Source organism: Streptomyces sp. NPDC046870 (assembly GCF_040704595.1).
Classification (GTDB): domain Bacteria; phylum Actinomycetota; class Actinomycetes; order Streptomycetales; family Streptomycetaceae; genus Streptomyces; species Streptomyces argyrophylli.
Map to the genome: position 1 here is coordinate 243,038 of NZ_JBEYXM010000005.1, position 25,631 is coordinate 268,668.

The window sequence follows — 25,631 nt, forward strand, 5'->3', positions numbered from 1 at the left end:
CCCAGGCTACTGCCGGGGTGTGACAGGTGGCCCAGCCATGTGTGCGGACTGGCCGAAAACGAGCTTCCGGAACCGCGGGAGCGGTTCCGGAAGCTTCCCCCGTGTGTTCCTCGGTCAGCCGTGCGCGGGTCCCCGGCGGGCCGGGGTCCGCGGACGGGTGCGCCGGTCGTCGCGGGACGGCCGGCTGCGGGTCACGGCCGGTAGAGGGTGATGGAGTTGATCGGCGTGAGGTCGGCGTACACGCCCGTTCCCGCGGGGATGCGTTCGCCGCAGCCGGTGCCGTTGTAGCCCGTGCACAGGCTCGCGGTCGCGCCGCCGTACTGGTTGTTGAGGACCCAGTGCCGGCCGACCTGGTTGCGGAGGTTGTGCGGTCCGTAGCTGTAGAGGGCCAGGCTCGGCGACTGGGCCGGGTCCTGGTTCTGCGGGTAGACGCACACCGCCCCGTCCGGGCAGCCGGCCCACGGGTCGGCGGCCGGCCCGGCGTGGGCCGCGCCGCTCATCGCCAGTACCGCCGCCGCGGCGGTCGCGAACGCGGCGGCTCCGCGCATCGTCTTGCGCATCGGTTCCCCCTTGTGATTCTCCTGCGTCGTCGCAGGTCGTGTCTGGTGTGGACGCCACCACGTTCCCGCCCCGGCGCGACGCGGTCGACGGGTTTCCCGTCGCCCATCGCCTCCCTGCCGGGGAAACCGCGCGTGACCAGCGCAAGCGGGAGGCCGCGGGCAACCGGGGCGCATCTCGGGCACGGGACAGGAGGGACACCTGCACACCCACTTCGTATACCGTCCCTGCCTAAAGGGCTCAGCGGGTTCCCCGCGCAATGGTCCTTGCCCGAACGGGCAGCGGAAGCGCTTTCCCGTGACCGATGTCACGATTGACCGCGTCCGGCCCCTTTCTTTAACCGACCAGTAAATCAACAGACTGTAAAAGGACGCCTCGGCGGACCACCCGCACAGTAGGCCGGAGAGCCATCCCGGGTGACAGTTGACAACGTTGGCCTGGACAGATAGCGTTTCTGCCTGCTATGGGCACCTAATCTTTATTCGGTACTTCACCAGCAAAGCTGCGAACATCCGAACCAAAGTCAGCCATAAATTGGCCGAAATCATTCGGGTCATCGATGCGATACTCTTCGCCGCCGGTCAGGGGCCATTCCGACCGAATCCAGGCCAGCCCGGCGCGCCGCCTTTGCGACAGTGCCGTCGCCTTACAAACTCTCCACGCCGCGTCGTACGACGCCGCCTCGTCCGGGGGGAAACGGGGCACCATCTCGCTCGAAAATATGAATCTAGGGGGATCCTCGATGCACCTTTTCGGCCGTACGCGAGAACTGCAGGCCTTGGGTGAGGCGTTCGCTGACAGCGCGCGAGGACACGGCCGTCTCGTGATCATCACAGGTGGTCCAGGATCGGGCAAGACCCAGCTGGTGCACGAATTCCTGACCACGCTGAACAGCACCGGCGCCCGCATACTGACCGCTACCGCCGGCTCGGCCGAACGAGATCGGCCGATGAGTCTGGCCGGGCAATTGCTCCGCAACGCCGAAGCGGAGTGCGCGATGTCACACCACGCCCGGCCGGCGGCGCACTCCGCGGCAGACGTCCGCCGGCCCGTGGACACCGGGCACCGGCCCGTCGGCGCGTCCGACGGACACGAGAACGCGACCGAAACGCTTCTGCGTCTCGCCAGGGGCGACCGGCCCCTGGTCGTCGCCGTGGACGACGCCCACGCCATGGACCCGGCCTCGTTACAGACGCTCGTCCACCTGCTGCACCGCGGCCGCTCCCGGCGGGTCCTCGTGGTGTGCGCCACGTCGGGGCACTTCGGCGAGACCCGCTCGCCCGCGCACACGGAGCTGCTCCGCCAGCCCCACCGGCGCGTGCGCCTGACTCCGCTGTCCGCGGCGAGCGTCGGCGAACTGCTCGCCGCACAGGCCGGCCGTACCCTGCCCGGACACGTCCGCGACGCCTACCACCGGGCCACCGCCGGCAGCCCGCTCCTCGTCCACGCCCTGCTCGACGACAGCGCCCACTTCGCCCCGGAGATCGGCCCGCCCATCGCCGGCGCCGCCTACCGCCAGGCGGTGCTGTCCCTGCTGCACCGCGGCGAGCCGGGACACGTCCGGGTGGCCCGGGCACTGGCCGCGCTCGGCACCCTGGCGGGAACCGTCCCCGTGGGAGACCTGGCCGGCACCACACCGGCCGGCACCCAGGAGGCCGTGGACGTCCTCAACTCCTCCGGCCTGCTGGACGGCCACGCCTTCCGGCACCCCACCGCCGCCGCCGCGGTGCTGGAGGACATGGAAGCCGCCGCCCGCACCCGGCTGCACGACCGGATCGCCCAGATGCTGTACCGATCCGGCGCGCCCGCCGTCGAGGTCGCGCACCATCTCCGGCTCGCGGACCTCGTCCCGGCGGGCTGGGGCGCGGGCGTCCTGCGCACCGCCGCGGAACAGGCCCTGGCCGCGGACGACGTGGAGCGCTGCACCGACTACCTCGGCCTGGTCCTGCGCGACTGCACCGACGAACAGGAACGCCACGCGCTGTCGGTGGCCCTCGCGCGCGCGGAGTGGCGCACCAACCCGGCGGCGGCCGCACCCCATCTCGAACCGCTGCGCGAGGCCGCGCTCGCCGGCGACCTGAGCATGCGCGACGCCGCCACCGTCCTGCGCTACCTGCTGTGGCAGGGCGACACCGAACTGGCCGCCCAGGCCGTCGCCACCCTCGTCCACGCGCACTCGGCCGCCGACGCCCAGATCGTCGCCGAGGTCGAGTTCGTGCGGCAGTGGTTCTACGGCGTGGCGCTCCCCGGCAAGGGCGCCCCCGTGGCCGGCCTCGACCCGCGCCGCGGGCAGGCGCACGCCGGTGCCGGCGGACTAGCCGCCCGGGTGGCCGCGCTCGTCGGCGGCGAGGCGACCGACGACTCCGCCGCGGCCGTCGCCCAGGCTCTCCAGGGCCACCAACTGGACCACCTCAACCTGGAGCTGGTCGCCATGTCGCTGCTCGCGGTCGCCCACGCGGACCGGCCCGCGATCGCCGCCGAGGCCTGCGACGCACTGCTGGAGCGGGCCGAGGAACGCCGGGCGACCACCTGGCAGGCCCTGCTCGGCAGCATCCGGGCGGAGATCGCCCTGCTCCAGGGGGACGTGACCACCGCCTCGCGGGGCGCGCTCACCGCACTCGGCACCCTGCGCGCCGAGAGCTGGGGGGTGCTCATCGGCCTCCCGCTGTCGACGGCGATCTCCGCGTACACCGCCATGGGCTCCTACGACGAGGCCGAGGAACTGCTCAAGCACGACGTGCCCGAACCGATGTTCCGCACCGTGTTCGGCATCCAGTACCTGCGTTCCCGCGGTCACCACTTCCTCGCCACCGACCGGCCCTTCGCGGCGCTGGGCGACTTCGAGACCTGCGGGCGGCTGCTCCGGGAGGGCAACCCCAGCCTGCAGAAGGGCATCCCCTGGCGGTCCGACCTGGCCCTGGCCAACCTGCGGATCGGAAAGGCCCGCACCGCCCGGGAGTGGGCCGAGGAACAGCTGAGGCTGCCCGGAGGACACAGTTCCAGGGCCCGGGCGATGGCGCTGCGCCTGCTGGCCGCCACCTGCAAGCCGCACCGCCGGGCCTCGCTGCTGCGCGAGTCAATCGACCTGCTCAAGGCGTGCGGCGACCGGTACGCACTGGCCCAGGCGTACGCCGACCTGTCCGCGGCGCACTACGAACTCGGCGAGTACGCCCGGGCACGACTGGTGGCGCGGCAGGCCGCGCGCGAGGCCGAGGCGTGCCGCATCGAGTCGCCGGTCGACGCGCACCTGCTGGAGGACCCGGTACGGACCGACGGCGCCGAGTCCGACGCCGGCCCCGCCATCCTGAGCGACGCGGAGTGCCGGGTCGCCGGGCTGGCCGCGCTCGGGTACACGAACCGGGAGATCAGCGCCCGCCTGCACGTCACGATCAGCACGGTCGAGCAGCACCTCACCCGGGTCTACCGCAAGCTCAACGTGGCCAACCGTTCGGAGCTGCCGTCGAAGATGCTGGACCACCGCATACCGAAGCTGTCGGACCGCTGGGCCAGCACCCACTCGTCCGCGGGCTAGGAGCGTGCGGCTCGCCATACGCCGACCGCGATCATAGGACGGAGCGCGGCCCCACCGCAGGTGTCCTGCGGTGGGGCCGCGCTCCGTCGGGCGCGTGCCTCAGCTGAAGCTGCCCAGTTCGTCGTCCAGGATGCCGAACAGCTCGTCGGCCGTGGCCGTCTCCAGTGCCGTGTCCCCGGTGGACCCGGTGGACCCGGTGCCGCTCTCCCGCCACTCGCCGGTGCCGTCCCAGCGTGCGCTCAGGGTGCGCAGCCTTGCGGCCACCCGGGCCCGCTGCTCCTCGTCCAGCGCGGCGGAGTCCAGCGCCGTGCCCAACAGCGCCTCCAGACGCACCACTTCGGCCTCGATGTCGACCGGGTCGCCGGAGGCGTCCCCGCCCAGTTCCTCGTAGAGGTGCCGGGCGAGGGCCTCGGAGGTCGGATAGTCGAAGGTGAGCGTGGTGGACAGCCTCAGGCCGGTGTCGGCGCTGAGCCGGTTGCGCAGGTCCAGCGCGGCGAGCGAGTCCACGCCCAGGTCGCCCAGGGAGCGCTGGGGGTCGACGGCGCTGCCGGAGCCGTGTCCGAGGACGTCGGCGACATGCCCGCACACCGTCTCCACGAGCAGCCCCAGGGCGTCGGCGGCGCTCAGCCGGGCCAGCCGCCGCGGGAGCGGCTCGGCGGCCGCCGGCGCCTCGGTGGACGCCGCCCGGGCGGTGCGGCGTACGGCCGCCGGGGCGAGGCCCCGCACCAGGGCGGGGGCGTCGGCGGTGACCTGGACGTGGACCGGGAGCAGCAGGGCGCGGTCGGCGGCGGCGGCGCCGGCCTCGGTCAGCGCGCGGTCGAACAGGTCCAGCGCGCGGTCGGCGGGCAGCGGCAGGATGCCGTCGCGGGCCAGCCGGCGCAGCTCGGTCTCACCGAGACCGGCCGCCATGCCCTCCCCCGTGTCCCACAGTCCCCAGCCCAGCGAGAGGGCCGGCAGTCCCTCGGCGCGGCGCCGGGCGGCGAGGGCGTCCAGGAAGGCGTTCCCGGCGGCGTAGTTGGCCTGCCCCGCCGCGCCCAGGGTGCCGGCGGCGGAGGAGAACAGGACGAACGCGGCGAGGCCGAGGTCGCGGGTCAGCTCGTGCAGATGCCAGGCGGCGTCGGCCTTGGGCCGCATGACCGCCTCCAGCCGCTCGGGCGTGAGGTCGCTGAGCAGCCCGTCGTCGAGGACGCCGGCGGCGTGCACGACGGCGGTCAGCGGGTGCCCGGCCGGCACGGACGCCAGCAGGGCGGCGAGCGCGTCCCGGTCGGTGGCGTCGCAGGCGGCCACGGTCACCTTCGCGCCGAGGGCGGCCAGGTCGTCCAGCGCGCCGGGTTCGGGCAGCCGCCCGCCCCGGCCGGTCAGCAGCAGGTGGCGTACGCCGTGCCGGGTGACCAGGTGCCGGGCCAGCAGCCGACCGAGGCTGCCGGTGCCGCCGGTGACGAGCACGGTGCCGTCCGGGTCGAGCACGGGCGCCGGGCCGGGCTCGGCGTCCGTGGCCTTGGCCAGTTCCGGCACGTACACCGCGCCCGCCCGCAGGGCGAGTTCGGCCGCGCCGGTGGCGACGGCGGCCGGGAGGACGGCGGCCGAGGCGGGGTCGTCATCGGTGTCGACGAGCACGAACCGGCCGGGGTGCTCGACCGCCGCCGCGCGCACCATGCCCCAGAGCACGGCCTGCGCCGGGTCGGGCACGGCATCGGCGTGGACGGCGACGGCGGACCGGGTCACCACCACCAGCGGCGCGCCGTCCGGCGCGTCGGCGAGGTCCCGCCGCAGCGCGGCCAGTGCCCGCACGGCGGTCCGCCGGGCCAGCGCGGGCAGGTCGTCACCGGGCTCACCTTCCGCCGTCACGGTGAGGGTGCGGGGCTCGGGTGCCGAGTCGGCGGTGAGCGGGAGTCCGGTCCAGCGGACCCGGAACAGGTCGCCGGGGGCGGGTGTGGCCGCGTTCAGTTGTTCGGCTGTGACCTGGCGGACGCGCAGCGCGGTCACCTCGGCGACGGGGGCGCCCGTGCCGTCGTACAGGCGCAGGGTCATGTGGTCGGTGCCGTGCGGGGTGAGACGCAGCCGCACGGCCGTCGCACCGGTGGCGTACAGGGTGACGCCCTCCCAGGAGAACGGCAGGGTCATCACGGTGGGGTCCTGGCCTTCGAGCAGGTCGATGGCGTGCAGCGTGGAGTCGAGCAGCGCGGGGTGCAGTGCGAAACCGTCGGCCGCCCCGGCGTCCGGCAGGGCGAGTTCGGCCCAGACCTCCTCGCCGAGCCGCCAGGCGCCGCGCAGGCAGCGGAAGGACGGGCCGTAGTGGTAGCCCTGGTCGGCGAGGTGGCCGTAGGTGCCGGTGACGTCCACGGGTTCGGCTCCGGCGGGCGGCCAGTCGGTGACCGGGGCCGGTTCGGGGGCGGTGTGCGGGGCGAGGACGCCGGTGGCGTGCCGGGTCCACTCGCCGTCCGCGCCCTCCGGGCGGGCGTGCACGGTCAACTGCCGGCGCCCCTCGGCGTCGGGGGCCGCGACGGCCACCTGGAGGTGGACGGCGCCCCGCTCGGGCAGGACCAGGGGCCGTTCCAGGGTGAGTTCGTCCACGCGCGGGCAGTGCGTGCGGTCGCCGGCCTGGACGGCCAGTTCGACGAAGGCGCTGCCCGGGACGAGGACGACCCCGGCGACGGCGTGGTCCGCGAGCCACGGGTGGGTGGCGAGGGACAGCCGGCCGGTGAGGGCCACCCGGTCGTCGCCGGCGAGTTCGAGGGCGGCGCCCAGCAGGGGGTGCCCGGCCGGTGCCTGGCCCAGCCCGCCGGCGTCGGTGACCGCGCCGGGCTCGTCGTCCAGCCACAGCCGCCGCCGCTGGAAGGCGTAGGTCGGCAGATCGGTGCGGCGTGCGCCGGTGCCGGCGAAGACCCGCTGCCAGTCGACGGTCACGCCGCGCACGTGGGCCGTGCCGAGCAGCGTCGCGAAGGTCCGCTCCTCGTCGCGGTCGCGGCGCAGCGCGGGCGCGAACGCCGACCGTTCGGCGTCGGCGACGGCCTGCGCGCCCATGGCCGACAGGACGGCGTCGGGGCCGAGTTCGAGGAAGGTGCGCACGCCGTCGGCCTCCAGCGTCCGGACGCCGTCGCCGAAGCGGACCGCCTCGCGGACGTGCCGGACCCAGTACTCGGGCGCGCACAGCTCGTCCTCGCTCGCGCGTGCGCCGGTCACGTTGGAGACGACGGGGATCGCGGGCGGCGCGTACCGCAGCTCGCGGGCCGTCTTCTCGAACTCCGCCAGCATCGGGTCCATCAGCGGGGAGTGGAAGGCGTGGCTGACCCGCAGCCGCTTGGTGCGGCGGCCGGAGAACGCCTCGGCGACGGCGGCGACGGCGGCCTCGGTGCCGGAGACGACCACGGCGCGGGGTCCGTTGACGGCGGCGACGGACACCTCGGGGCCGAGGTGCTCCAGCACCTCCTCCTCGGTGGCGTCGACGGCGAGCATCGCGCCGCCGGCGGGCAGGGCCTGCATCAGCCGGCCGCGCGCGGCGACCAGCCGGGCGGCGTCCGCCAGGTCCCAGACTCCGGCGACGTGGGCGGCCGTCAGTTCGCCGATGGAGTGCCCGGCGAGCCAGTCGGGCCGTACGCCGCAGGATTCCAGCAGCCGGTACAGGGCGGTCTCGACGGCGAACAGGGCGCACTGCGTGTAGAGGGTGTGGTCCAGCAGGCCGGCCTCCTCGGTGCCGGGCTCCGCCCACATCACGTCCCGCAGCGGGCGTTCGAGGTGGGTGTCGAGTGCCTGGCAGACCTCGTCGAGGGCCTGGCGGAAGGCCGGGTGGGCGGCGTGGAGGGCGCGGCCCATGCCGGGGCGCTGGGCGCCCTGGCCGGTGAACAGGACGGCGGCCTTGCCGTCGGCGGGCCGGCCGCGGACCACGGTGTCGGAGGCGGTGCCGTCGGTCAGCGCGGCGAGTCCGGCGAGGAGTTCGTCCCGGTCGCGGGCGACGACGGCGGCCCGGTGGGTGAGCGCGGCGCGTCCGGTGGCCAGGGAGCGGGCGAGGTCGGGCAGGGGCCGGTCGGCGACCGCGCGCAGCCGTGCGGCCTGCGCGGCCAGTGCCTCGGGGGTGGCGCCGGAGATCACGAGGGGCAGCAGCGGGGCCGGTGCCGCGTCCGTGTCCGGTGCGGGTTCCTCCGCCGGGGGCTCCTCGATGATGGTGTGGACGTTGGTGCCGCTGATGCCGAAGGAGGACACACCGGCCCGGCGCGGACGGCCGGTGCGGGGCCAGGGCTGTTCCTCCGTCAGCAGCCGCACCCGTCCGGCGTCCCAGTCGACCTTCGTCGACGGCTGGTCCACGTGCAGCGTCCTGGGCAGCACCCCGTTGCGCATCGCCAGGACCATCTTGATGACACCCGCCACTCCCGCGGCGGCCTGCGTGTGCCCGATGTTGGACTTCACCGAACCCAGCCACAGCGGTTCGGTGCGCTCCTGCCCGTAGGTGGCCAGCAGCGCCTGCGCCTCGATCGGGTCGCCCAGCGTCGTGCCCGTGCCGTGCGCCTCGACCACGTCCACGTCCGCCGCCGACAACCGGGCGGACGCCAGCGCCTGCCGGATCACCCGCTGCTGCGACGGACCGTTCGGCGCGGTCAGACCGTTGGACGCCCCGTCCTGGTTCACGGCGGAACCCCGGACGACGGCCAGCACCGGATGCCCGTTGCGCCGCGCGTCCGACAGCCGTTCCAGGACGAGCACGCCGGCGCCCTCGGACAGGGCCGTGCCGTCGGCGGCGTCGGCGAAGGACTTGGCGTGGCCGTCGGCGGCGAGGTTGCGCTGCCTGCTGAAGTCCACGAACGTGTCGACGGTCGACATCACCGAGACACCGCCGGCCAGGGCCAGGGTGCACTCGCCCTGCCGCAGCGCCTGCGCGGCCAGGTGCAGGGCCACCAGGGACGACGAGCAGGCCGTGTCGACGGTGAGCGTCGGGCCCTCCAGACCGAGGGCGTAGGCGACCCGGCCGGAGGCCACGCTGCCGAGGCTGCCGTTGCCGAGGTAGTCCCGGACCGACTCGGGGACGTGCCGCAGCCGGCTGCCGTAGTCGTGGTACATGACGCCCGCGAAGACACCGGTGCGGGAGCCGCGCACGGAGTGCGGGTCGATGCCGGCCCGCTCCAGCGCCTCCCAGGACGTCTCCAGCAGCAGCCGCTGCTGCGGGTCCATGGCGAGGGCCTCGCGCGGGCCGATGCCGAAGAAGTCGGGGTCGAAGTCGGCGGCGTCGTACAGGAATCCGCCCGCCCGGGTGGAGGAGTGGCCGGCCTTGCCCGGCTCCGGGTCGTACAGGCCCTCCAGGTCCCAGCCGCGGTCGGTGGGGAAGGCGCCGATGCCGTCACCGCCGTCGGCGAGCAGCCGCCACAGGTCCTCGGGGGTGCCGACGCCGCCGGGGTAGCGGCAGGCCATGGCGACGATGGCGACCGGCTCGTCGGCTTCCCGCGCGGTGGCCTCGACGGCGGCCTCGGCCTGGTCCCCGAGGAGTTCGCCGCGCAGGAAGCCCACGAGGGCGCCCGCGTCGGGGTAGTCGAAGACGAGGGTGGCGGGCAGGCGCAGGCCGGCCGCGTTGCCGAGGCGGTTGCGCAGTTCCACGGCGGTGAGCGAGTCGAAGCCCAGCTCGCGGAAGGAGCGGCGCGGATCGAGCGCCATGTCGCCGCCGTGGCCGAGGACGGCGGCGACGTGGGTGCGGACCAGTTCCGTGAGGGCCGCGTCGCGTTCGGCGGGGCCCAGGGCGGCCAGCCGGTCGGCGAGCGACCCGGTCTGCGCGCGGGAGGCCGCGGTTCGGCGGGCGCGCACGGGCACCAGGCCGCGCAGCACGGCCGGGACGTCACCGGCGCGGCGCAGGACGGCCAGGTCCAGGCCGACCGGGAGCAGCAGCGGCTCGGCGGCGCCCAGGGCGGCGTCGAGCAGCCGCAGGCCCTCCTCGGTGGAGAGGGGCCGGACGCCCGCGCGGGCCATGCGGGCCACGTCGGCGTCGGTGAGGTGGGCGGTCAGTCCGGTGCGCTGCTCCCAGAAGCCCCAGGCCAGCGAGTGCGCGGGCAGGCCCTGGTGCCTGCGGTGGGCGGCGAGCGCGTCGAGGAAGGCGTTGGCGGCGGCGTAGCCGGACTGTCCGGCGCCGTCGACCGTGCCGGCGGCGGAGGAGAACAGCACGAACGCGGCGAGGCCGAGGTCGCGGGTCAGTTCGTGCAGGTGCCAGGCGGCGTCGGCCTTGGGGCGCAGTACGGCGTCCAGGCGCTCGGGCGTCTGGTCGGTCACCAGTCCGTCGTCGAGGACTCCGGCGAGGTGGACGACGGCGGTCAGCGGGTGCTCGGCCGGTACGCCGGCGAGGAGCCGGGCCAGTTGGCCGCGGTCGGCGGCGTCGCAGCGGGCCACGACGATGTCCGCGTCCAGGCCGGCGAAGTCGTCGGCGGCGGTGCCGCTGCGCCCGGCCAGCACCAGGCGGCGCACGCCGTGCGCGGCGACCAGGTGACGGGCGACCAGGGCGCCGAGCACGCCGGTGCCGCCGGTGATCAGCACGGTGCCGTCCGGGTCGAGGGCGGGCGCCCGTCCCGCCGGCGTGGCGCGGGCGAGCCGGGGCACGTGCACGGCGCCGTCGCGCAGGGCGAGCTGTGGTTCTCCGGTGGCCGCCGCGGCGGCCACGGCGGCGCCGGCGTCGGCGCCGTCCACGAGCACGAACCGCTCCGGGTGCTCGCCCTGCGCGGCCCGGACCAGGCCCCACACGGCGGCCCCCGCAAGATCGGAGACGTCCTCCTCCCCGACCGCGACGGCGCCCCGCGTGAGGACCAGCAGCCGTGCCGAGGCGGTGCGTTCGTCGGCCAGCCAGTGCTGTACGGCGGCCAGCACCCGCTCGGTCGCCCGGCGCGCGCCGGTGACCGGGTCGGGGTCGCCGGCCGGCAGCACCACCCAGGCGGGCACGGTGTCCAGCGCGGCCGGGCCGTGCTCGTCCAGGACGGCGAAGCCGGGCGCGGACGCCTCGGGCACGGGCAGGGCCGGCCAGCCCAGACGGTACAGGTCGTCCGGGCGGGCGGCCGGGGCGAGGGCGGCCGGGTCGACGGGCCGGGAGACGAGGGCCGCCACCTCGGCGACCGGGGCGCCCGTGGGGTCGGCCAGCTGGAGGGAGAGCGTCTCCCCGCCGTGCAGCCGGACCCGCAGAGCGGTGGCCCCGGCCGCGTACAGCGAGACCCCGGTCCAGGCGAAGGGCAGCCGGGCGGTGAGCCGGCCGTCGGCGGGGGAACCGTCCGTCGCGAGGCCGTCGGCGTGCAGGGCGGCGTCGAACAGGGCCGGGTGCAGGGCGAAGCCCTCGCGTTCGACCGGCAGTTCGACCTCGGCGAAGGTCTCCTCGCCGCGCCGCCAGACCGCGCGCAGCCCCTGGAAGGCGGGCCCGTAGTCGTAGCCGAGGCCGGTGAGGCGGTCGTAGGCGTCCTCGACCGGTACGGGGTGCGCGCCCCGGGGCGGCCAGGCCGTCAGGTCGAAGGACGGCGGGGCGGCCGTAGGGGCGAGCAGGCCGGTGGCGTGCAGGGTCCAGGCCGTGTCGTCGGCGCCCTCGGGGCGGGAGTGGACGGTCAGCGCGCGGTGTCCGTCGGCGTCGGCGGCGGCCACGTGCAGCTGGAGCTGGACCGCGCCCCGCCCGGGCACCGGCAGCGGTGCCTGGAGGGTCAGTTCGGCGAGGTGTCCGCAGCCGAGGTGGTGGCCCGCGCCCAGCGCCAGCTCGACCAGGGCGGTGCCGGGCAGCAGGGTGGTGCCGGACACGGCGTGGTCGGCCAGCCAGGGGGCGGTGGCGGTGGAGAGACGGCCGGTGAACAGGGTGCCGCCCTCGGCGACCGGGACGGCGGCGCCCAGCAGCGGGTGGCCGGTGGTGTCCAGGCCGGCGGCGGTGACGTCACCGGTGGCGGCGGACCGGCCGAGCCAGTACCGCTCGCGCTGGAAGGCGTAGGTGGGCAGGTCGGCGGTGCGGACCTGCATGCCGTCGAACACGGCCGACCAGTCGACCGGGACGCCCGCGACGAAGGCCTCGCCCAGGGCGGTCAGGACGCGTTCGGGGCCGCCGTCGTCGCGGCGCAGCGAGCCCAGGCCGGTGACGTCGGTGCCCGCGGCGTCGGCGGTCTCCTCGATGCTGTGCAGCAGCACGGGGTGCGGGCTGCACTCCACGAAGACCCCGTACCCGGCGTCGAGCAGGGTGCGGGTGGTGGGCTCGAACAGCACGCTCTGGCGCAGGTTGGTGTACCAGTAACCGGCGTCGAGGCGGGTGGTGTCGAGCCGGGCGCCGGTGACGGTGGAGTAGAACGGCACCTCGGCGGGCCGGGCCTGGATGCCCGCCAGGTCGGCGAGCAGCCGCTCCCGGATCGACTCGACGTGCGCGGAGTGCGAGGCGTAGTCCACGGGGAGCCGCTTGGCGCGGTCGCCGCCGGCCACGATCGTCTCCCGGAGTTCGTCGAGGGCGTCGGCGTCGCCGGACAGCACCACGGAGGAGGCGCCGTTGACGGCTGCCACCGAGACCCGGCCGTCGTAGCGGGCGATGAGGTCGCGCACCCTGGCCTCGGGCAGCGCCACCGACATCATGCCGCCGCGGCCGGAGAGTTCGCGGGCGATGGCCTGGCTGCGCAGGGCGACGACGCGGGCGCCGTCGGCGAGGGAGAGCGCGCCGGCCACGCAGGCGGCGGCGATCTCGCCCTGGGAGTGGCCGATGACGGCGGCGGGCCGGACGCCGTGGGCGCGCCACACCTCGGCGAGCGACACCATGATCGCCCACAGCACGGGCTGGACGACGTCCACCCGCTCCAGCGGCTGCCGTGCCCGCACGGTCTCGATGAGGTCCCAGTCGGTGACGGGTGCGAGGGCGGCGGCGCAGTCGGTCATGCGCGCGGCGAACTCGGCTGAGGTGTCGAGCAGGTCGGCGGCCATCCCGGCCCACTGGGAGCCCTGTCCGGGGAAGACGAAGGCGATCCGGGACTCGGCCGCGGGCCTGCCGCGCACCACGTTGGGCGCCGTGCCGCCTTCGGCGAGGGCGGTCAGGCCCGCGGTGAGGGCGGGCAGGCCGGCGCCGGTGACGACGGCCCGTTCGGTGAGTGCGGCGCGTCCGGTGGCGAGGGTGTGGGCGACGTCGGGAACGGGGTCGGTGCCGGTGGTGAGGTGGTCCAGGAGGGCGCGGGCCTGGGCGGCGAGGCCCTGTTCGCCGTGGCCGGACAGCACCAGCGGCAGCGGTCCGGTCCAGGAGGGCTCCTCGGCGCGGGGCTCTGGCTCCGGGGCGGCCTCGATGATGACGTGGGCGTTGGTGCCGCTGATGCCGAAGGAGGAGACGGCGGCGCGGCGGGGCTCGCCGTCGGCGGGCCAGTCGCGGGCGTCCGTCAGCAGTTCGACGGCGCCCTCCGCCCAGTCGACCTGGGAGGTCGGCTGTTCGGCGTGCAGGGTCCTGGGCAGCCGGCCGTGCCGCATGGCCATCACCATCTTGATGACGCCGGCGACACCGGCGGCGGCCTGGGTGTGCCCGATGTTGGACTTGACCGAGCCGAGCCACAGCGGTTCGGCGCGGTCCTGGCCGTAGGTGGCGAGCAGGGCCTGGGCCTCGATCGGGTCGCCGAGCGGGGTGCCGGTGCCGTGCGCCTCGACGGCGTGCACCTGGCGGGGTTCCAGGCGGGCGTCGGCGAGGGCGGCGCGGATGACCCGCTGCTGGGAGGGGCCGTTGGGGGCGGTCAGGCCGTTGGAGGCGCCGTCCTGGTTGACGGCCGAGCCGCGCACCACGGCCAGGACGTGGTGGCCGTGGCGCCGGGCGTCGCCGAGCCGTTCCAGCAGGAGCAGGCCGGCGCCCTCGCCCCAGCCGGTGCCGTCCGCGCCCTCCGCGAAGGACTTGCAGCGGCCGTCCAGCGCGAGCCCGCGCTGGCGGGAGAAGTCGATGAAGGTGTCCGGGGTGGACATGACCGTGACGCCGCCCGCGAGGGCGAGGTCGCACTCGCCGGTGCGCAGTGCCTGCACGGCGAGGTGCAGGGCGACGAGCGAGGAGGAGCAGGCCGTGTCGACGGTGACGGCGGGGCCTTCCAGGCCGAGGGTGTAGGAGACGCGGCCGGAGGCGACGCTGCCCAGGTTGCCGTTGCCGAGGTAGCCCTCGACGCCCTCCGGGACCTCGGTGAGCCAGCTGCCGTAGTCGTGGTACATCACGCCGGCGTAGATGCCGGTGCGGCTGCCCTTGAGGGTGTGCGGGTCGATGCCGGCGCGTTCGAAGGCCTCCCAGGACGTTTCCAGCAGCAGCCGCTGCTGCGGGTCCATGGCGATGGCCTCGCGGGGGCTGATGCCGAAGAATCCGGGGTCGAACCGCGGCGCGTCGTACAGGAACCCGCCCTCGCGGACGTGGGTCCTGCCCGGGGCGTCGGGGTCGGGGTCGTAGATGCCCTCGACGTCCCAGCCGCGGTCCGCGGGGAAGTCGCCGACGGCGTCCGTGGCCGTGTCGACCAGTTCCCACAGCTGTTCGGGGGTGGTGACGCCGCCGGGGTAGCGGCAGCTCATGGCGACGATCGCGACGGGCTCCTGCGCCGCCTCGGTGAGCTGGGCGTTCTGCTGGCGCAGCCGCTCGTTCTCGAGCAATGACTCGCGCAGCGCCTCGACGATCTGCTCGACGGATGTGTCCACGGTCGGTGTCGCTCCCTGCTGGTTCGGCGGCGCTGGTGACGCGGTGGAGGTGCGCCGGTACGGGTGGCCCGGTGCCGGACGCGGCGCGTCGTCCGGCACCGGGGCGGGGTCACTGGGTGGCGCTGCGGTCGAGCGCGGCGCGCACCAGGTCGGCGACGGCCATGGACTTGATGTCCAGGGCCCGGTCGGCGGGGGCGGGGTCCGGGGCCCGCTCGGACAGTTTCAGCAGGCTGTCGAGCAGCCCGGCTTCCCGGAGGCGGGCGACGGGGATGCGGGAGATCAGGGCGCGCAGTTCGTCGTCGCCGTGCGCCGCGGCCGGGGGCTCGGGCTCCGCGGTGTCCGGGCGGAGCCGTTCGAGGAGGTGGCCGGCGAGGGCCGCCGGGGTGGCGTAGTCGAAGATCAGCGTGGACGGCAGGCGCAGTCCGCAGACCGCGTTCAGCCGGTTGCGCAGTTCGACGGCGGCGAGCGAGTCGAAGCCGAGCTCGGTGAAGGCGCGGCGCGGTTCGACGGCGGACGGTCCGGCGTGGCCGAGGACGGCGGCGACCTCGGTGCGGACCGCCTCCAGGACGGTGTGCTCGTGGTCGGCGGCGGGGAGTCCGGCCAGCCGCTCGCCCAGGGTGCGGTCCCGGTCGTCGCCGTCCGTGCGGGCGGTGACGCCGGCCAGGGTGCGCAGCACGGCCGGGACGTCGTCGCCGCGCCGGCGCAGGGCCGCGGTGTCCAGCCGTACCGGTACCAGGGCGGGGCTGCCGGTGGCCACGGCGGCGTCGAACAGTTCCAGTGCCTCGTCCGGGTCGAGCGCGCCGATGCCGGAGCGTTCGATGCGCTGGACCCCGCTCTCGTCCAGGGTGGCGCCCATGCCGCCGCCGGACCACAGTCCCCAGGCGAGGGAGGTGGCGGGCCGGCCGAGGGCGGCGCGGTGGGCGGCCAGCGCGTCGAGGAAGACGTTGGCGGCGGCGTAGTTGCCCTGGCCGGAGGCGTCGAGGGTGCCGGCGGCCGAGGAGAACAGCACGAAGCGGGACAGTTCCCGGTCCCGGGTGAGGTCGTGCAGGTGCCAGGCGGCGTCCGCCTTGGGCCGCAGCACGGTGTCCAGCCGCTCCGGGGTCAGCGAGGCCACCAGGCCGTCGTCCAGGACGCCGGCGGTGTGCACGACGCTGTCCACGGGGTGTGCGGTGAGCAGGGCGGCGAGCGCGGCGCGGTCGGACACGTCGCAGGCGACGATCTCCGCCTCGGCGCCCAGTTCCGCCAGGTCCGCGCGCAGGCCGGCGGCGCCCGGCGCGCCGGGTCCGCGGCGGCTGGTGAGCACCAGGCGGGTGACGCCGTGCCGGGCGGCCAGGTGGCGGGCGACGAGGGCGCCGAGTCCGCCGGTGCCGCCGGTGACGAGGACGGTGCCCCACGGGCGGTCCGGTGCCGGGGAGTCGTCGGCGCGCACCAGGCGCGGGGCGTGCGCGCGGCCCTCGCGCCAGCGGACCTCCGGCTCCCCGGAGTCGAGGAGGGCGGCGAGCGCGGCCCGGTCCGGTACGGGGCCCTCGGGGCCGGTCCGTGCGACGAGCAGGATGCGGCCGGGGTCCTCGGCCTGCGCGGCCCGCACCAGGCCGTGCACGGCGGCGTCGGCGAGGCCGCCGCCGGTGAGGACCACCAGCACGGACCCGGTGTACCGGTCGTCGGCCGTCCAGGCCCGCAGGACCGGGAGGGTGCGGCCGAGGACGGCCCGCACGGCGCCCGGCAGTCGCTCGCCGTCGGCGGGCGGCGCGCTGACCGGCAGGATCACCACGTCGGGCACGGGAGTGCCGAGCGCGTCCAGGCCGGTGTGCACGGGGACGCCGAGGCCGAGGTCGTCGTCGCCGAGGACCGCCCAGGTGCGGCGGTCGGGGCGTCCGGCGGCCTCGGGCAGCGGTTCGTCGGTGACGGCGTAGAGGTGGCGCTGCCGCTGGGTGAGCCGGTCGGCGGTGACCGGCCGGGTGACGTAGGACTCGACGGTGGCGAGGGGCCGGCCCTCGCCGTCCGCGAGGTCGATGCGGGTGCCGTCGGGTCCGGGGGTGACGCGGACGCGGGCGGTGAGCCCGCCCTGGGCGTGCGCGGCGACGCCGGTCCAGGCGAAGGGCAGGGCGATGCCGTCGGCCGTCTCGCCCGGTTCGCCGTCGGCGAGGGAGGTGACGTGCAGGGCGGAGTCCAGCAGGGCCGGGTGCAGGGCGTGCCGGGCGGCGTCCTGCCGTGCGGAGTCGGGCAGTTCGAGTTCGGCGAGGAGCGAGTCGCCGTGCCGCCAGGCGGCCTTGACGCCGCGGAAGACGGGGCCGTAGTCGTATCCCTCGGCGTGCAGGCGGGGGTAGAGGCCGGTGACGTCGAGCGGGGTGGCGCCGGGCGGCGGCCAGGCGCCGGGCGGCGGCCAGGCGCCGGGCGTAGGCCGGGGCGCGGTGGCGGAGCCGGTGAGGGTGCCGGTGGCGTGCCGGGTCCAGCCCTCGTCCGCGGGGGCGTTCTCGGGGCGTGAGTGGATCTCGACGGTGCCGTCGGGTCCGGTGGCGACCTGGAGGTGGACGGCGGTGTCCGCGGCCAGCACCAGCGGGGCCTGGAGGGTCAGCTCCTCCACGACGGGGCGTCCGGTGAGGCGTCCGGCGTGCAGGGCGAGGTCGACCAGCGCGGCGCCGGGCACGAGGACCGTGCCCAGTACGGCGTGTTCGGCGAGGACGGGGTGGGTGGCGGTGGAGATCCGGCCGGTGAGCAGGACCCCGGCGTCCCCGGGCAGGTCCAGGCGGGCGCTGACCAGCGGGTGGCCGGCCGCGGCGAGCCCGTGTCCGGCGGCGTCGCCGACCGCGACGGCGGGCGTGGGCAGCCAGTACCGGCGGTGCTCGAAGGCGTAGGTGGGCAGTTCGGCCGGGCGGCCCTCGTAGGACGTGTAGAGCGCCGCCCAGTCGACGTCGAAGCCGCGGGTGTGCACGGTGGCCAGGGCGGTCAGCAGGCCGCGCAGCGGGTCGGTGTCCTTGCGGCCGGCCGGGACGAACGCGGTGTCCGCGGCGTCCGGCAGGCAGTCGGGGCCGAGGGCGGTGAGCACGGGAGCGGCGCCGAGTTCGAGGAAGGTGCCCGCGCCCTTCGCGGCCAGCGTGGTGACGGCGTCGGCGAAACGCACGGTCTGCCGCACGTGCCGTACCCAGTAGTCGGCGGAGCCCAGTTCGGCGGCGGTGGCCGGGTCGCCGGTGAGGGTGGAGACGATCGGCACGTCCGGTTCGGCGGCCTCGATGCCGGTCATGACCTCCCGGAACGCGGCCAGCATGGGTTCCATGCGGGGCGAGTGGAAGGCGTGCGAGACGCGCAGCCGGCGGGCCGTCGGGAAGTGCGCGGCGACCTGGGCGACGGCGTCCTCGTCGCCGGAGACGACCACGGCGCGGGGGCCGTTGACGGCGGCGATCCCGCACCGCGCGTCCAGCAGCGCCGCCACCTCCTCCTCGGTGGCCTGTACGGCGGTCATCGCGCCGCCCTCGGGCAGCGCCTGCATGAGCCGGCCGCGGGCGGCGACCGCGGTGACGGCGTCCGGCAGCGACCACACGCCCGCGACGTGCGCGGCGGCGAACTCGCCGACGGAGTGGCCGGCCAGCCAGTCGGGGCGCAGCCCGAAGGACTCCAGCAGCCGGTAGAGCGCGACCTGGGTGGTGAACAGCGCGGCCTGGGTGTAGGCGGTCTGCTCCAGGGTCTTCGGGTCGTCGCCGAACACGACCTCGGCCAGGGGCCGTTCGAGGTGCTTGTCGAAGAGGGCGGCGGCGCGGTCGAAGTGCTCGGCGTAGACGGGGAAGGCGTCGTACCAGTCGCGGCCCATGCCGGGGCGCTGGGCGCCCTGACCGGAGAACAGGTAGGCCAGGGTGCCGTCGGTGGCGGAGCCGGTGACGAGCAGCCCGGGTGCCTCGGTGCCGTGGGCGAGGGCGTCCAGCGCGGCGGTGGCCTCGTCGTCGCCGCCGGCGAGGAGCACGGCGCGGTGCGGATGGGTGCCGCGGGTGGTGGCCAGGGCCAGGCCGAGGTCGGCCGCGGTGGTGCCGGTCAGCTCGCGCAGACGCCGGGCCTGGCCGCGCAGGGCCTCGGGCGAGCGGGCGGAGACGGGCAGGGCGAGCAGCGGCGGGGCGGTGGCGGGTCCGGGCTCGGCGGGCTCGGGCTCGGCGAACTCCTCCAGGATCACGTGGGCGTTGGTGCCGCTGATCCCGAAGGAGGACACACCGGCGCGGCGCGGCCGGTCGGGGGCGGGCCACGGGCGCCGCTCGGTGAGCAGCCGCACCGCGCCGGCGTCCCAGTCGACCTGGGGGGACGGCGCGTCGACGTGCAGGGTCCGCGGCAGGACCCCGTTGCGCATCGCCATCACCATCTTGATGACACCGGCGACACCGGCGGCGGCCTGCGTGTGCCCCATGTTGGACTTGACCGAGCCGAGCCACAGCGGTTCGGCGCGGTCCTGGCCGTAGGTGGCGAGCAGGGCCTGCGCCTCGATCGGGTCGCCGAGGGTGGTGCCGGTGCCGTGCGCCTCGACCGCGTCGACGTCGGCGGGGCCGAGCCCGGCGGCGGCCAGCGCGGCGCGGATGACGCGCTGCTGGGAGGGGCCGTTGGGCGCGGTCAGACCGTTGGAGGCGCCGTCGGAGTTGACGGCGGAGCCGCGGACCAGCGCGAGCACGCGGTGGCCGTTGCGGCGCGCGTCGGAGAGGCGTTCCACGACGAGGACGCCGACGCCCTCGCCCCAGCCGGTGCCGTCGGCCGCGGCGGCGAAGGACTTGCAGCGGCCGTCGGCGGCCAGCCCGCGCTGCCGGGCGAAGTCGACGAAGGTGTCCGGTGTCGACATGACGGTCACGCCGCCGACCAGGGCGAGGTCGCACTCGCCCTGCCGCAGGGCCTGCGCCGCCAGGTGCAGGGTGACCAGGGAGGAGGAGCAGGCGGTGTCGACGGTGACGGCCGGTCCTTCCAGGCCGAGGGTGTAGGCGACCCGGCCGGAGACGACGCTGCCGAGGCTGCCGTTGCCGAGGTAGGCGGCGAGGTCCTCGGGCACCTCGGCGAGCCAGGTGCCGTAGTCGTGGTACATGACGCCCGCGAACACACCGGTGCGCGAGCCGCGCAGCCGGTCCGGGTCGATGGCGGAGCGCTCCAGCGCCTCCCAGGACACCTCCAGGAGCAGCCGCTGCTGCGGGTCCATGGCGGTGGCCTCGCGGGGGCTGATGCCGAAGAAGCCGGAGTCGAACTCGGCCGCGTCGTAGAGGAAGGCGCCCTCGCGGGTGTAGGTGCGGCCTGGGGTGCCCGGCTCGGGGTCGTACAGCGCCTCGGTGTCCCAGCCGCGGTCGGCCGGGAAGCCGCCGACCGCGTCGACACCGTCGGCGACGAGCCGCCACAGGTCCTCCGGGGAGCGCACCCCGCCGGGGTAGCGGCAGCTCATGCCGACGATGGCGATCGGGTCGTCGTCCGGTGCGGTGCGGGTGGCGACGGCGGGGGTGTGCTGCGGGCCGGTGCCGAAGAGGGTGTCGCGGATGTGCTCGGCCAGGGCGCGGGAGGTGGGGTGGTCGAAGACGAGGGTGGCGGGCAGCCGCAGCCCGGTGGCGGTGCCCAGCCGGTTGCGCAGCTCCACGGCCGCCAGGGAGTCGAAGCCGAGGTCGGTGAAGGCCCGGCCGGGGTCGATGGCGGACGGCCCGTCGTGCCGGAGGACGGCCGCGACCTCGGTGCGCACCAGGTCGAGCAGGGCGCGGTCACGGTCGGCGGCGGGCAGCGCCGCGAGCTGTCCGTCCGTGGCCGTGGCGGGCGTGGCGCCGGCGGCGGCGCGGCGGGTGACCGGGCGGACGAGGCCGGTCAGCAGCGGCGGTACGCCGTCGGGGCGGCGGCGTACGGCGGCGGCGTCGATCTCGACGGGGACGAGGTGGGGCGCGCGGGAGCGGACGGCGGCGTCGAACAGCTCCAGGGAGCGGGCGGCGGACAGGCCGGGGACGCCGTAGGCGGCGATGCGCTCGCGGGCGGCGTCGTCCAGTGCGGCGCCCATGCCGCTGTCGGTGTCCCACAGGCCCCAGGCGAGCGCGGTGGCGGGCAGGCCGAGGGATGCGCGGTGTGCGGCGAGGGCGTCGAGGTAGGCGTTGGCGGCGGCGTAGTTGCCCTGGCCGGGGCCGTCGAGGACGGCGGCGAGGGAGGAGAACAGCACGAAGTGGGCGAGGTCGCGGTCCCGGGTCAGCTCGTGCAGGTGCCAGGCGCCCAGCGCCTTGGCGTGGAAGACCTCGTCCACCATCGCGTCGGTGAGGCTGTCCACGACGCCGTCGCGCACGGTGCCCGCCGCGTGGACGACGGAGTCGACGGGGTGCTCGGCGAGCAGCCGGCGCAGCGCCTCGCGGTCGCCCACGTCGCAGGCGGCGACGGTCACCTCGGCGCCGAGCGCGGTGAGTTCGGCGTGCAGGCCGGGGGCCGTGCCGCGGCGGCCGGCGAGCACCAGGCGGCGCACGCCGTGGGCGCGGACCAGGTGCAGGGCGAGCAGCGCGCCCAGGCCGCCGGTGCCGCCGGTGACGAGGACGGTGCCCCAGTCGGCGGCGGCTTCGTCGCCGGAGGGCTGGGCGGTCAGCCGGGGCACGGTGAACCCGCCGTCGGCGAGGGAGAGTTCGGGTTCGCCGGTGGCGAGGGCCTGGCGCAGGCCCGCCTCGCCGGGCAGCTGTTCGTGCTCGATGAGGACGTAGCGGCCGGGGTTCTCCGCCTGGGCGGACCGGACCAGGCCGCGGACGGCGGCGTGGGCGGGGCTGCCGGGCGGGGTGACGACGACGAGCCGGGTGCCGGCCAGGCGCTCGTCCTCCTGCCAGGTGCGCAGCAGCCGCAGGACGTGGTGGACGTGGGCGCGCGCCGTGGTGGCGTCGGCGTCCGCCGGGCCGGGCACGCGGTGCACGACGGCGTCCGGGGCGGGGCCGTCGAGCAGGGCGTCCACGGAGCCGGTGAGGACGGCGGTGCGCAGGGGTGGTGCGCTGGTCGCCGGTCGGGGGTACGGCGACCAGCGCACCGCGTACAGGACGTCGCCCGCCGGTACGGGACGGGAGGCCAGGGCCTCGATGTCGGCGACCGGGGCGCCGGTGGCGTCGGCGAGGCGCAGGGTGATGGTGTCGCCGCCCGCGCGGGTGATCTTCACGCGGAGGGCGGGGGCGCCGGTGGCGTGCAGGGTGACGCCGCTCCAGGCGAACGGCACCAGGACCTCGGGGCGCGGCGGGGCGTCGAGGTCGGCGGCGTGCAGGGCGGCGTCGAGCAGGGCCGGGTGCAGGCCGAACCGCGCGGCGTCGGCGGCGGCCTCCTCGGGCAGGGCGACCTCGGCGTAGACGTCGTCGCCGTGCCGCCAGGCGGCGCGCAGGCCCTGGAAGGCGGGGCCGTACCCGTAGCCCTGGTCGGCGAGGTCCGCGTAGACGCGGGCGGTGTCGAGCGGCCGGGCGCCTGGCGGGGGCCACTCGGTCAGGCCGGCCGTGGCGGCGGGGGCGGCGGCGGTGAGGACGCCGGCGGCGTGCTGGGTCCAGGGGGCGGTGTCGTCGGCGCGGGTGTGCACCGTGACGGGACGGCGGCCGGCCTCGTCGGGTTCACCCACGGCGACCTGGACGGCCACGTCCTCGTCGGCGCGCAGCACGAGCGGGGCGCCGAGGGTCAGTTCCTCCAGGGTGTGCGCGCCGACGTGCTCGCCGGCGCGCAGGGCGAGTTCGACGAAGGCGGTGCCCGGGAACAGCACCCGCCCGGCGATGACGTGGTCGGCGAGCCAGGGCTGGGTCCGGGTGGACAGCCGCCCGGTCAGTACGACGCCCTCGGCGCCGACGGCCACCACGGCGGCCAGCAGCGGGTGGCCGGCGGGGAGCTGGCCGAGGCCCGCCGCGTCGGTGGCGGCGCGCTGCTCCAGCCAGAAGCGGCGGCGCTGGAACGGGTAGGGCGGCAGGTCGGTCCGGCGCCCGCCGAGGCCGGTGAAGTGCCGCCGCCAGTCGACGGGGACGCCCCGGGCGTGGGCGGCGACGAGCGCGCCGACGGCCTCGCGGGCCTCGGGCCGCTCGCGCCGCAGCACCGGCAGGAAGGCGGCGTCGGGCACGTCGGTGCAGTCGGGGCCCATCGCGGTCAGCACGGCGTCGGGGCCGACCTCCAGGAAGGTGCGGACCCCGGCGTCGGCGAGGGCGCGGACGGCGTCGTGGAAGCGGACCCGGGCGCGTACGTGCTCCACCCAGTACTCGGAGTCGCACAGCTCGGTGGTGACGGGCCCGCCGGTGACGGTGGAGACCACCGGCAGTCGCGGCTCGGCGAAGTCGAGAACGTTCACCACGCGCCGGAACGCGTCCAGCATCGGTTCCATCAGCGGCGAGTGGAAGGCGTGGCTGACCCTCAGCCGCTTGGTGTCGTGACCGCGCGCGGCGAGTTCTGCGGCGATGCGCTCGACGTCGTCCGCGTCGCCGGAGACCACGACGGAGGCGGGCCCGTTGACGGCGGCGATGCCGGTGCGCGGGGTGAGCAGCGGCGCGACCTCGTCCTCGGCGGCGCGTACGGCGACCATGGCGCCGCCCTCGGGCAGCGCCTGCATGAGCCGGCCACGGGCGGCGACCAGGATCGTCGCGTCCTGGAGGGTGAGTACGCCGGCCACGTGCGCGGCGGCGATCTCGCCGACGGAGTGCCCGGCGAGCTGGTCCGGGACGAGGCCCCAGCTCTCCAGGAGCCGGTGGAGGGCGACCTCCACGGCGAACAGGGCGGGCTGCGCGTACTCGGTACGGTGCAGCAGCCCGGCCTCCGGGGTGCCGGCCTCGGCGAACAGGACGTCCGCCAGCGGCCGGTCGAGCTGGAGGTCGAAATGGGCGCAGACCTCGTCCAGGGCGTCGGCGAACACCGGGTGGGCGGCGGCCAGTTCGCGGCCCATGCCGATCCGCTGGCTGCCCTGCCCGGTGAAGAGGAAGGCCAGCTCGCCGTCGACGCGCGCGGTGAGCGGGGTGGCGCCCGAGGCCAGGTCCTCCAGTGCGGCGCGCAGTTCGTCGCGGTCGGCGGCGACGAGGACGGCCCGGTCGTCGAGGGCGGCCCGGGTGGTGGCCAGCGAGTGGGCGAGGTCGAGGGGGTCGGTCTCGTCCACGAGGGGCAGCAGCTCGGCGGCACGGGCCCGCAGGGCGGCTTCGCCGCGGGCGGACAGGGCGAAGGGCAGGGGGGTGCCGGCGGGCAGGGCCGGGCGGGTGCCGGTGCCGGCGTTCTCGGCCCCGGACTGCGGCCGCCGCGGCGAACCGGCGTCCGCGGGGTCCGGCTCCTCCAGGATGACGTGGGCGTTGGTGCCGCTGACGCCGAACGAGGACACGCCCGCTCGCCGGGCCCGGCCCGTCTGCGGCCAGGCGCGTTCCTCGGTGACGAGTTCGACGGCGCCGGACGCCCAGTTGACGTTCGGGGTGGGCGCGTCGACGTGCAGGGTCGCCGGTACCCGGCCGTGCCGCATGGCGAGGATCGTCTTGATCATGCCGGCGACGCCGGCGGCGGCCTGGGTGTGGCCGAGGTTGGACTTGACCGAGCCGAGCAGCAGCGGGGCGTCGGCGGGCCGGCCCCGGCCGTAGGTGGCCAGGAGCGCGGTCGCCTCGATGGGGTCGCCGAGCCGGGTGCCGGTGCCGTGCGCCTCGACCACGTCGACGTCGGCGGCGGTGAGGCCGGCGTCGGCGAGCGCCCGGCGGATCAGCCGCTGCTGGGAGGTGCCGTTGGGTGCGGTGAGACCGTTGGAGGCGCCGTCCTGGTTGACGGCCGACCCGCGCACGAGGGCCAGGACGCGGTGCCCGTTGCGGCGCGCGTCGCTCAGCCGTTCCAGGACGAGCACACCGACGCCCTCGGCGAACCCGGTGCCGTCCGCGGCGGCGGCGAACGCCTTGCAGCGGCCGTCGGGCGCGAGGCCCCGCTGCCGGCTGAAGGCGGTGAACACACCGGGACCGCCCATGACGGCGACACCGCCCGCGAGGGCCAGCGAGGACTCGCCCTGCCGCAGCGAGCGGCACGCCAGGTGGACGGCGACCAGGGAGGCGGAGCACGCGGTGTCGACGGTGACGGCCGGTCCCTCGGCGCCCAGCACGTAGGCGACACGGCCGGAGATGACACTGCCCGCGTTACCGGCGAGCAGGTAGGCGTCGAGCCCGTCGGGGGCGTCGTGCAGGCGCGGCCCGTACTCCTGCACCTCGGCACCGAAGAACATGCCGGCCGGGGTGCCGCGCAGCCCCGTGGGGTCGATACCGGCGTCCTCCAGGGCCTGCCAGGACGTCTCCAGGACGAGCCGCTGCTGGGGGTCCATGCCGAGCGCCTCGCGCGGGCTGATGCCGAAGAAGTCGGCGTCGAACTCGGTGGCGGTGTCGAGGAATCCGCCGTTGCGGACGTAGGCGCTGCCGGGCACCTCGGGGTCCTCGTCGAAGAGGGCGTCCAGGTCCCAGCCGCGGTCCTGCGGGAAGCCGGACAGCACCTCGCCGCCCTCGGTGAGCAGCCGCCACAGGTCGGCGGGCGAGGAGACGCCGCCGGGGAAGCGGCAGCCGATGCCGACGACCGCGATCGGTTCGTCGGCGCCGCCGTCGACGGCGGGCTCGTCGGCGACGTCCGTCGTGCCGTGGACCTCGGCGAGCAGCCGGGCCGCGAGGTCGTGCACGGTCGGGCAGTCGTAGGCGACACCGACCGGCAGGTCGAGCCCGGTCCGCTCGGTCAGCCGCCGGTGCAGGTCGACGGCGGCGAGGGAGTCGAGTCCCTGCGCGGCGAACGGGGCGGCCGGGTCGAGGCCGTCCACCGTGCCCGGCCGGGCCGCTTCGATCGCCTCGGTCACGGCGGTGCGCACCAGTTCGGTCACCAGCCTGCGGTGCTGGGACGGTACGGCCGTGGCGAGCCGCCGTGCCAGAGCTGAGTCGGTTCCGGGCCCGTTCATCCACGCATCTCCGCTTTCGGCCGACACCGGTTTTCCTCTCCTTTTTCCACACCGTAGTGACGGCCCCAGAAA

Annotated in this window: 5 protein-coding genes; 1 reads left to right on the forward strand and 4 read right to left on the reverse strand. The window is 76.1% G+C overall.

Features of this window, described 5'->3' with window-relative positions:
- Positions 1 to 191: 191 nt before the first annotated feature.
- Together AB0946_RS14500 and AB0946_RS14505 are read right to left on the reverse strand one after the other, a co-directional pair.
- Entirely contained in the window at positions 192 to 560 is a 369-nt protein-coding gene (locus tag AB0946_RS14500; protein ID WP_366760909.1) for a hypothetical protein, read from the reverse strand.
- 469 nt (positions 561 to 1,029) lie between these two features.
- On the reverse strand, positions 1,030 to 1,266 hold the full coding sequence (locus AB0946_RS14505; protein ID WP_366760910.1) for a hypothetical protein: 237 nt from the start codon (positions 1,264 to 1,266) through the stop codon (positions 1,030 to 1,032).
- Positions 1,267 to 1,300: 34 nt separating this feature from the next.
- Between AB0946_RS14505 and AB0946_RS14510 the strand changes: the two genes are divergently transcribed.
- Entirely contained in the window at positions 1,301 to 4,090 is a 2,790-nt protein-coding gene (locus AB0946_RS14510; RefSeq protein WP_366760911.1) for an AAA family ATPase, read from the forward strand.
- A gap of 99 nt (positions 4,091 to 4,189) precedes the next feature.
- Here the strand turns inward: AB0946_RS14510 and AB0946_RS14515 are convergent, their stop codons facing one another.
- Positions 4,190 to 14,701 (reverse strand): SDR family NAD(P)-dependent oxidoreductase, encoded by a 10,512-nt coding sequence (locus AB0946_RS14515; RefSeq protein WP_366760912.1) that lies wholly within the window; start codon positions 14,699 to 14,701, stop codon positions 4,190 to 4,192.
- A 109-nt stretch (positions 14,702 to 14,810) separates the two neighbouring features.
- Positions 14,811 to 25,559 (reverse strand): type I polyketide synthase, encoded by a 10,749-nt coding sequence (locus AB0946_RS14520; RefSeq protein WP_366760913.1) that lies wholly within the window; start codon positions 25,557 to 25,559, stop codon positions 14,811 to 14,813.
- Positions 25,560 to 25,631: the final 72 nt, after the last annotated feature.

Bases quoted from the DNA above. Each gene is read 5' to 3' on its own strand.
- AB0946_RS14510 (WP_366760911.1), top strand. From the start codon at position 1,301: ATGCACCTTTTCGGCCGTACGCGAGAACTGCAGGCCTTGGGTGAGGCG.
- AB0946_RS14500 (WP_366760909.1), bottom strand. From the start codon at position 560: ATGCGCAAGACGATGCGCGGAGCCGCCGCGTTCGCGACCGCCGCGGCG.
- AB0946_RS14520 (WP_366760913.1), bottom strand. From the start codon at position 25,559: ATGAACGGGCCCGGAACCGACTCAGCTCTGGCACGGCGGCTCGCCACG.
- AB0946_RS14505 (WP_366760910.1), bottom strand. From the start codon at position 1,266: ATGGTGCCCCGTTTCCCCCCGGACGAGGCGGCGTCGTACGACGCGGCG.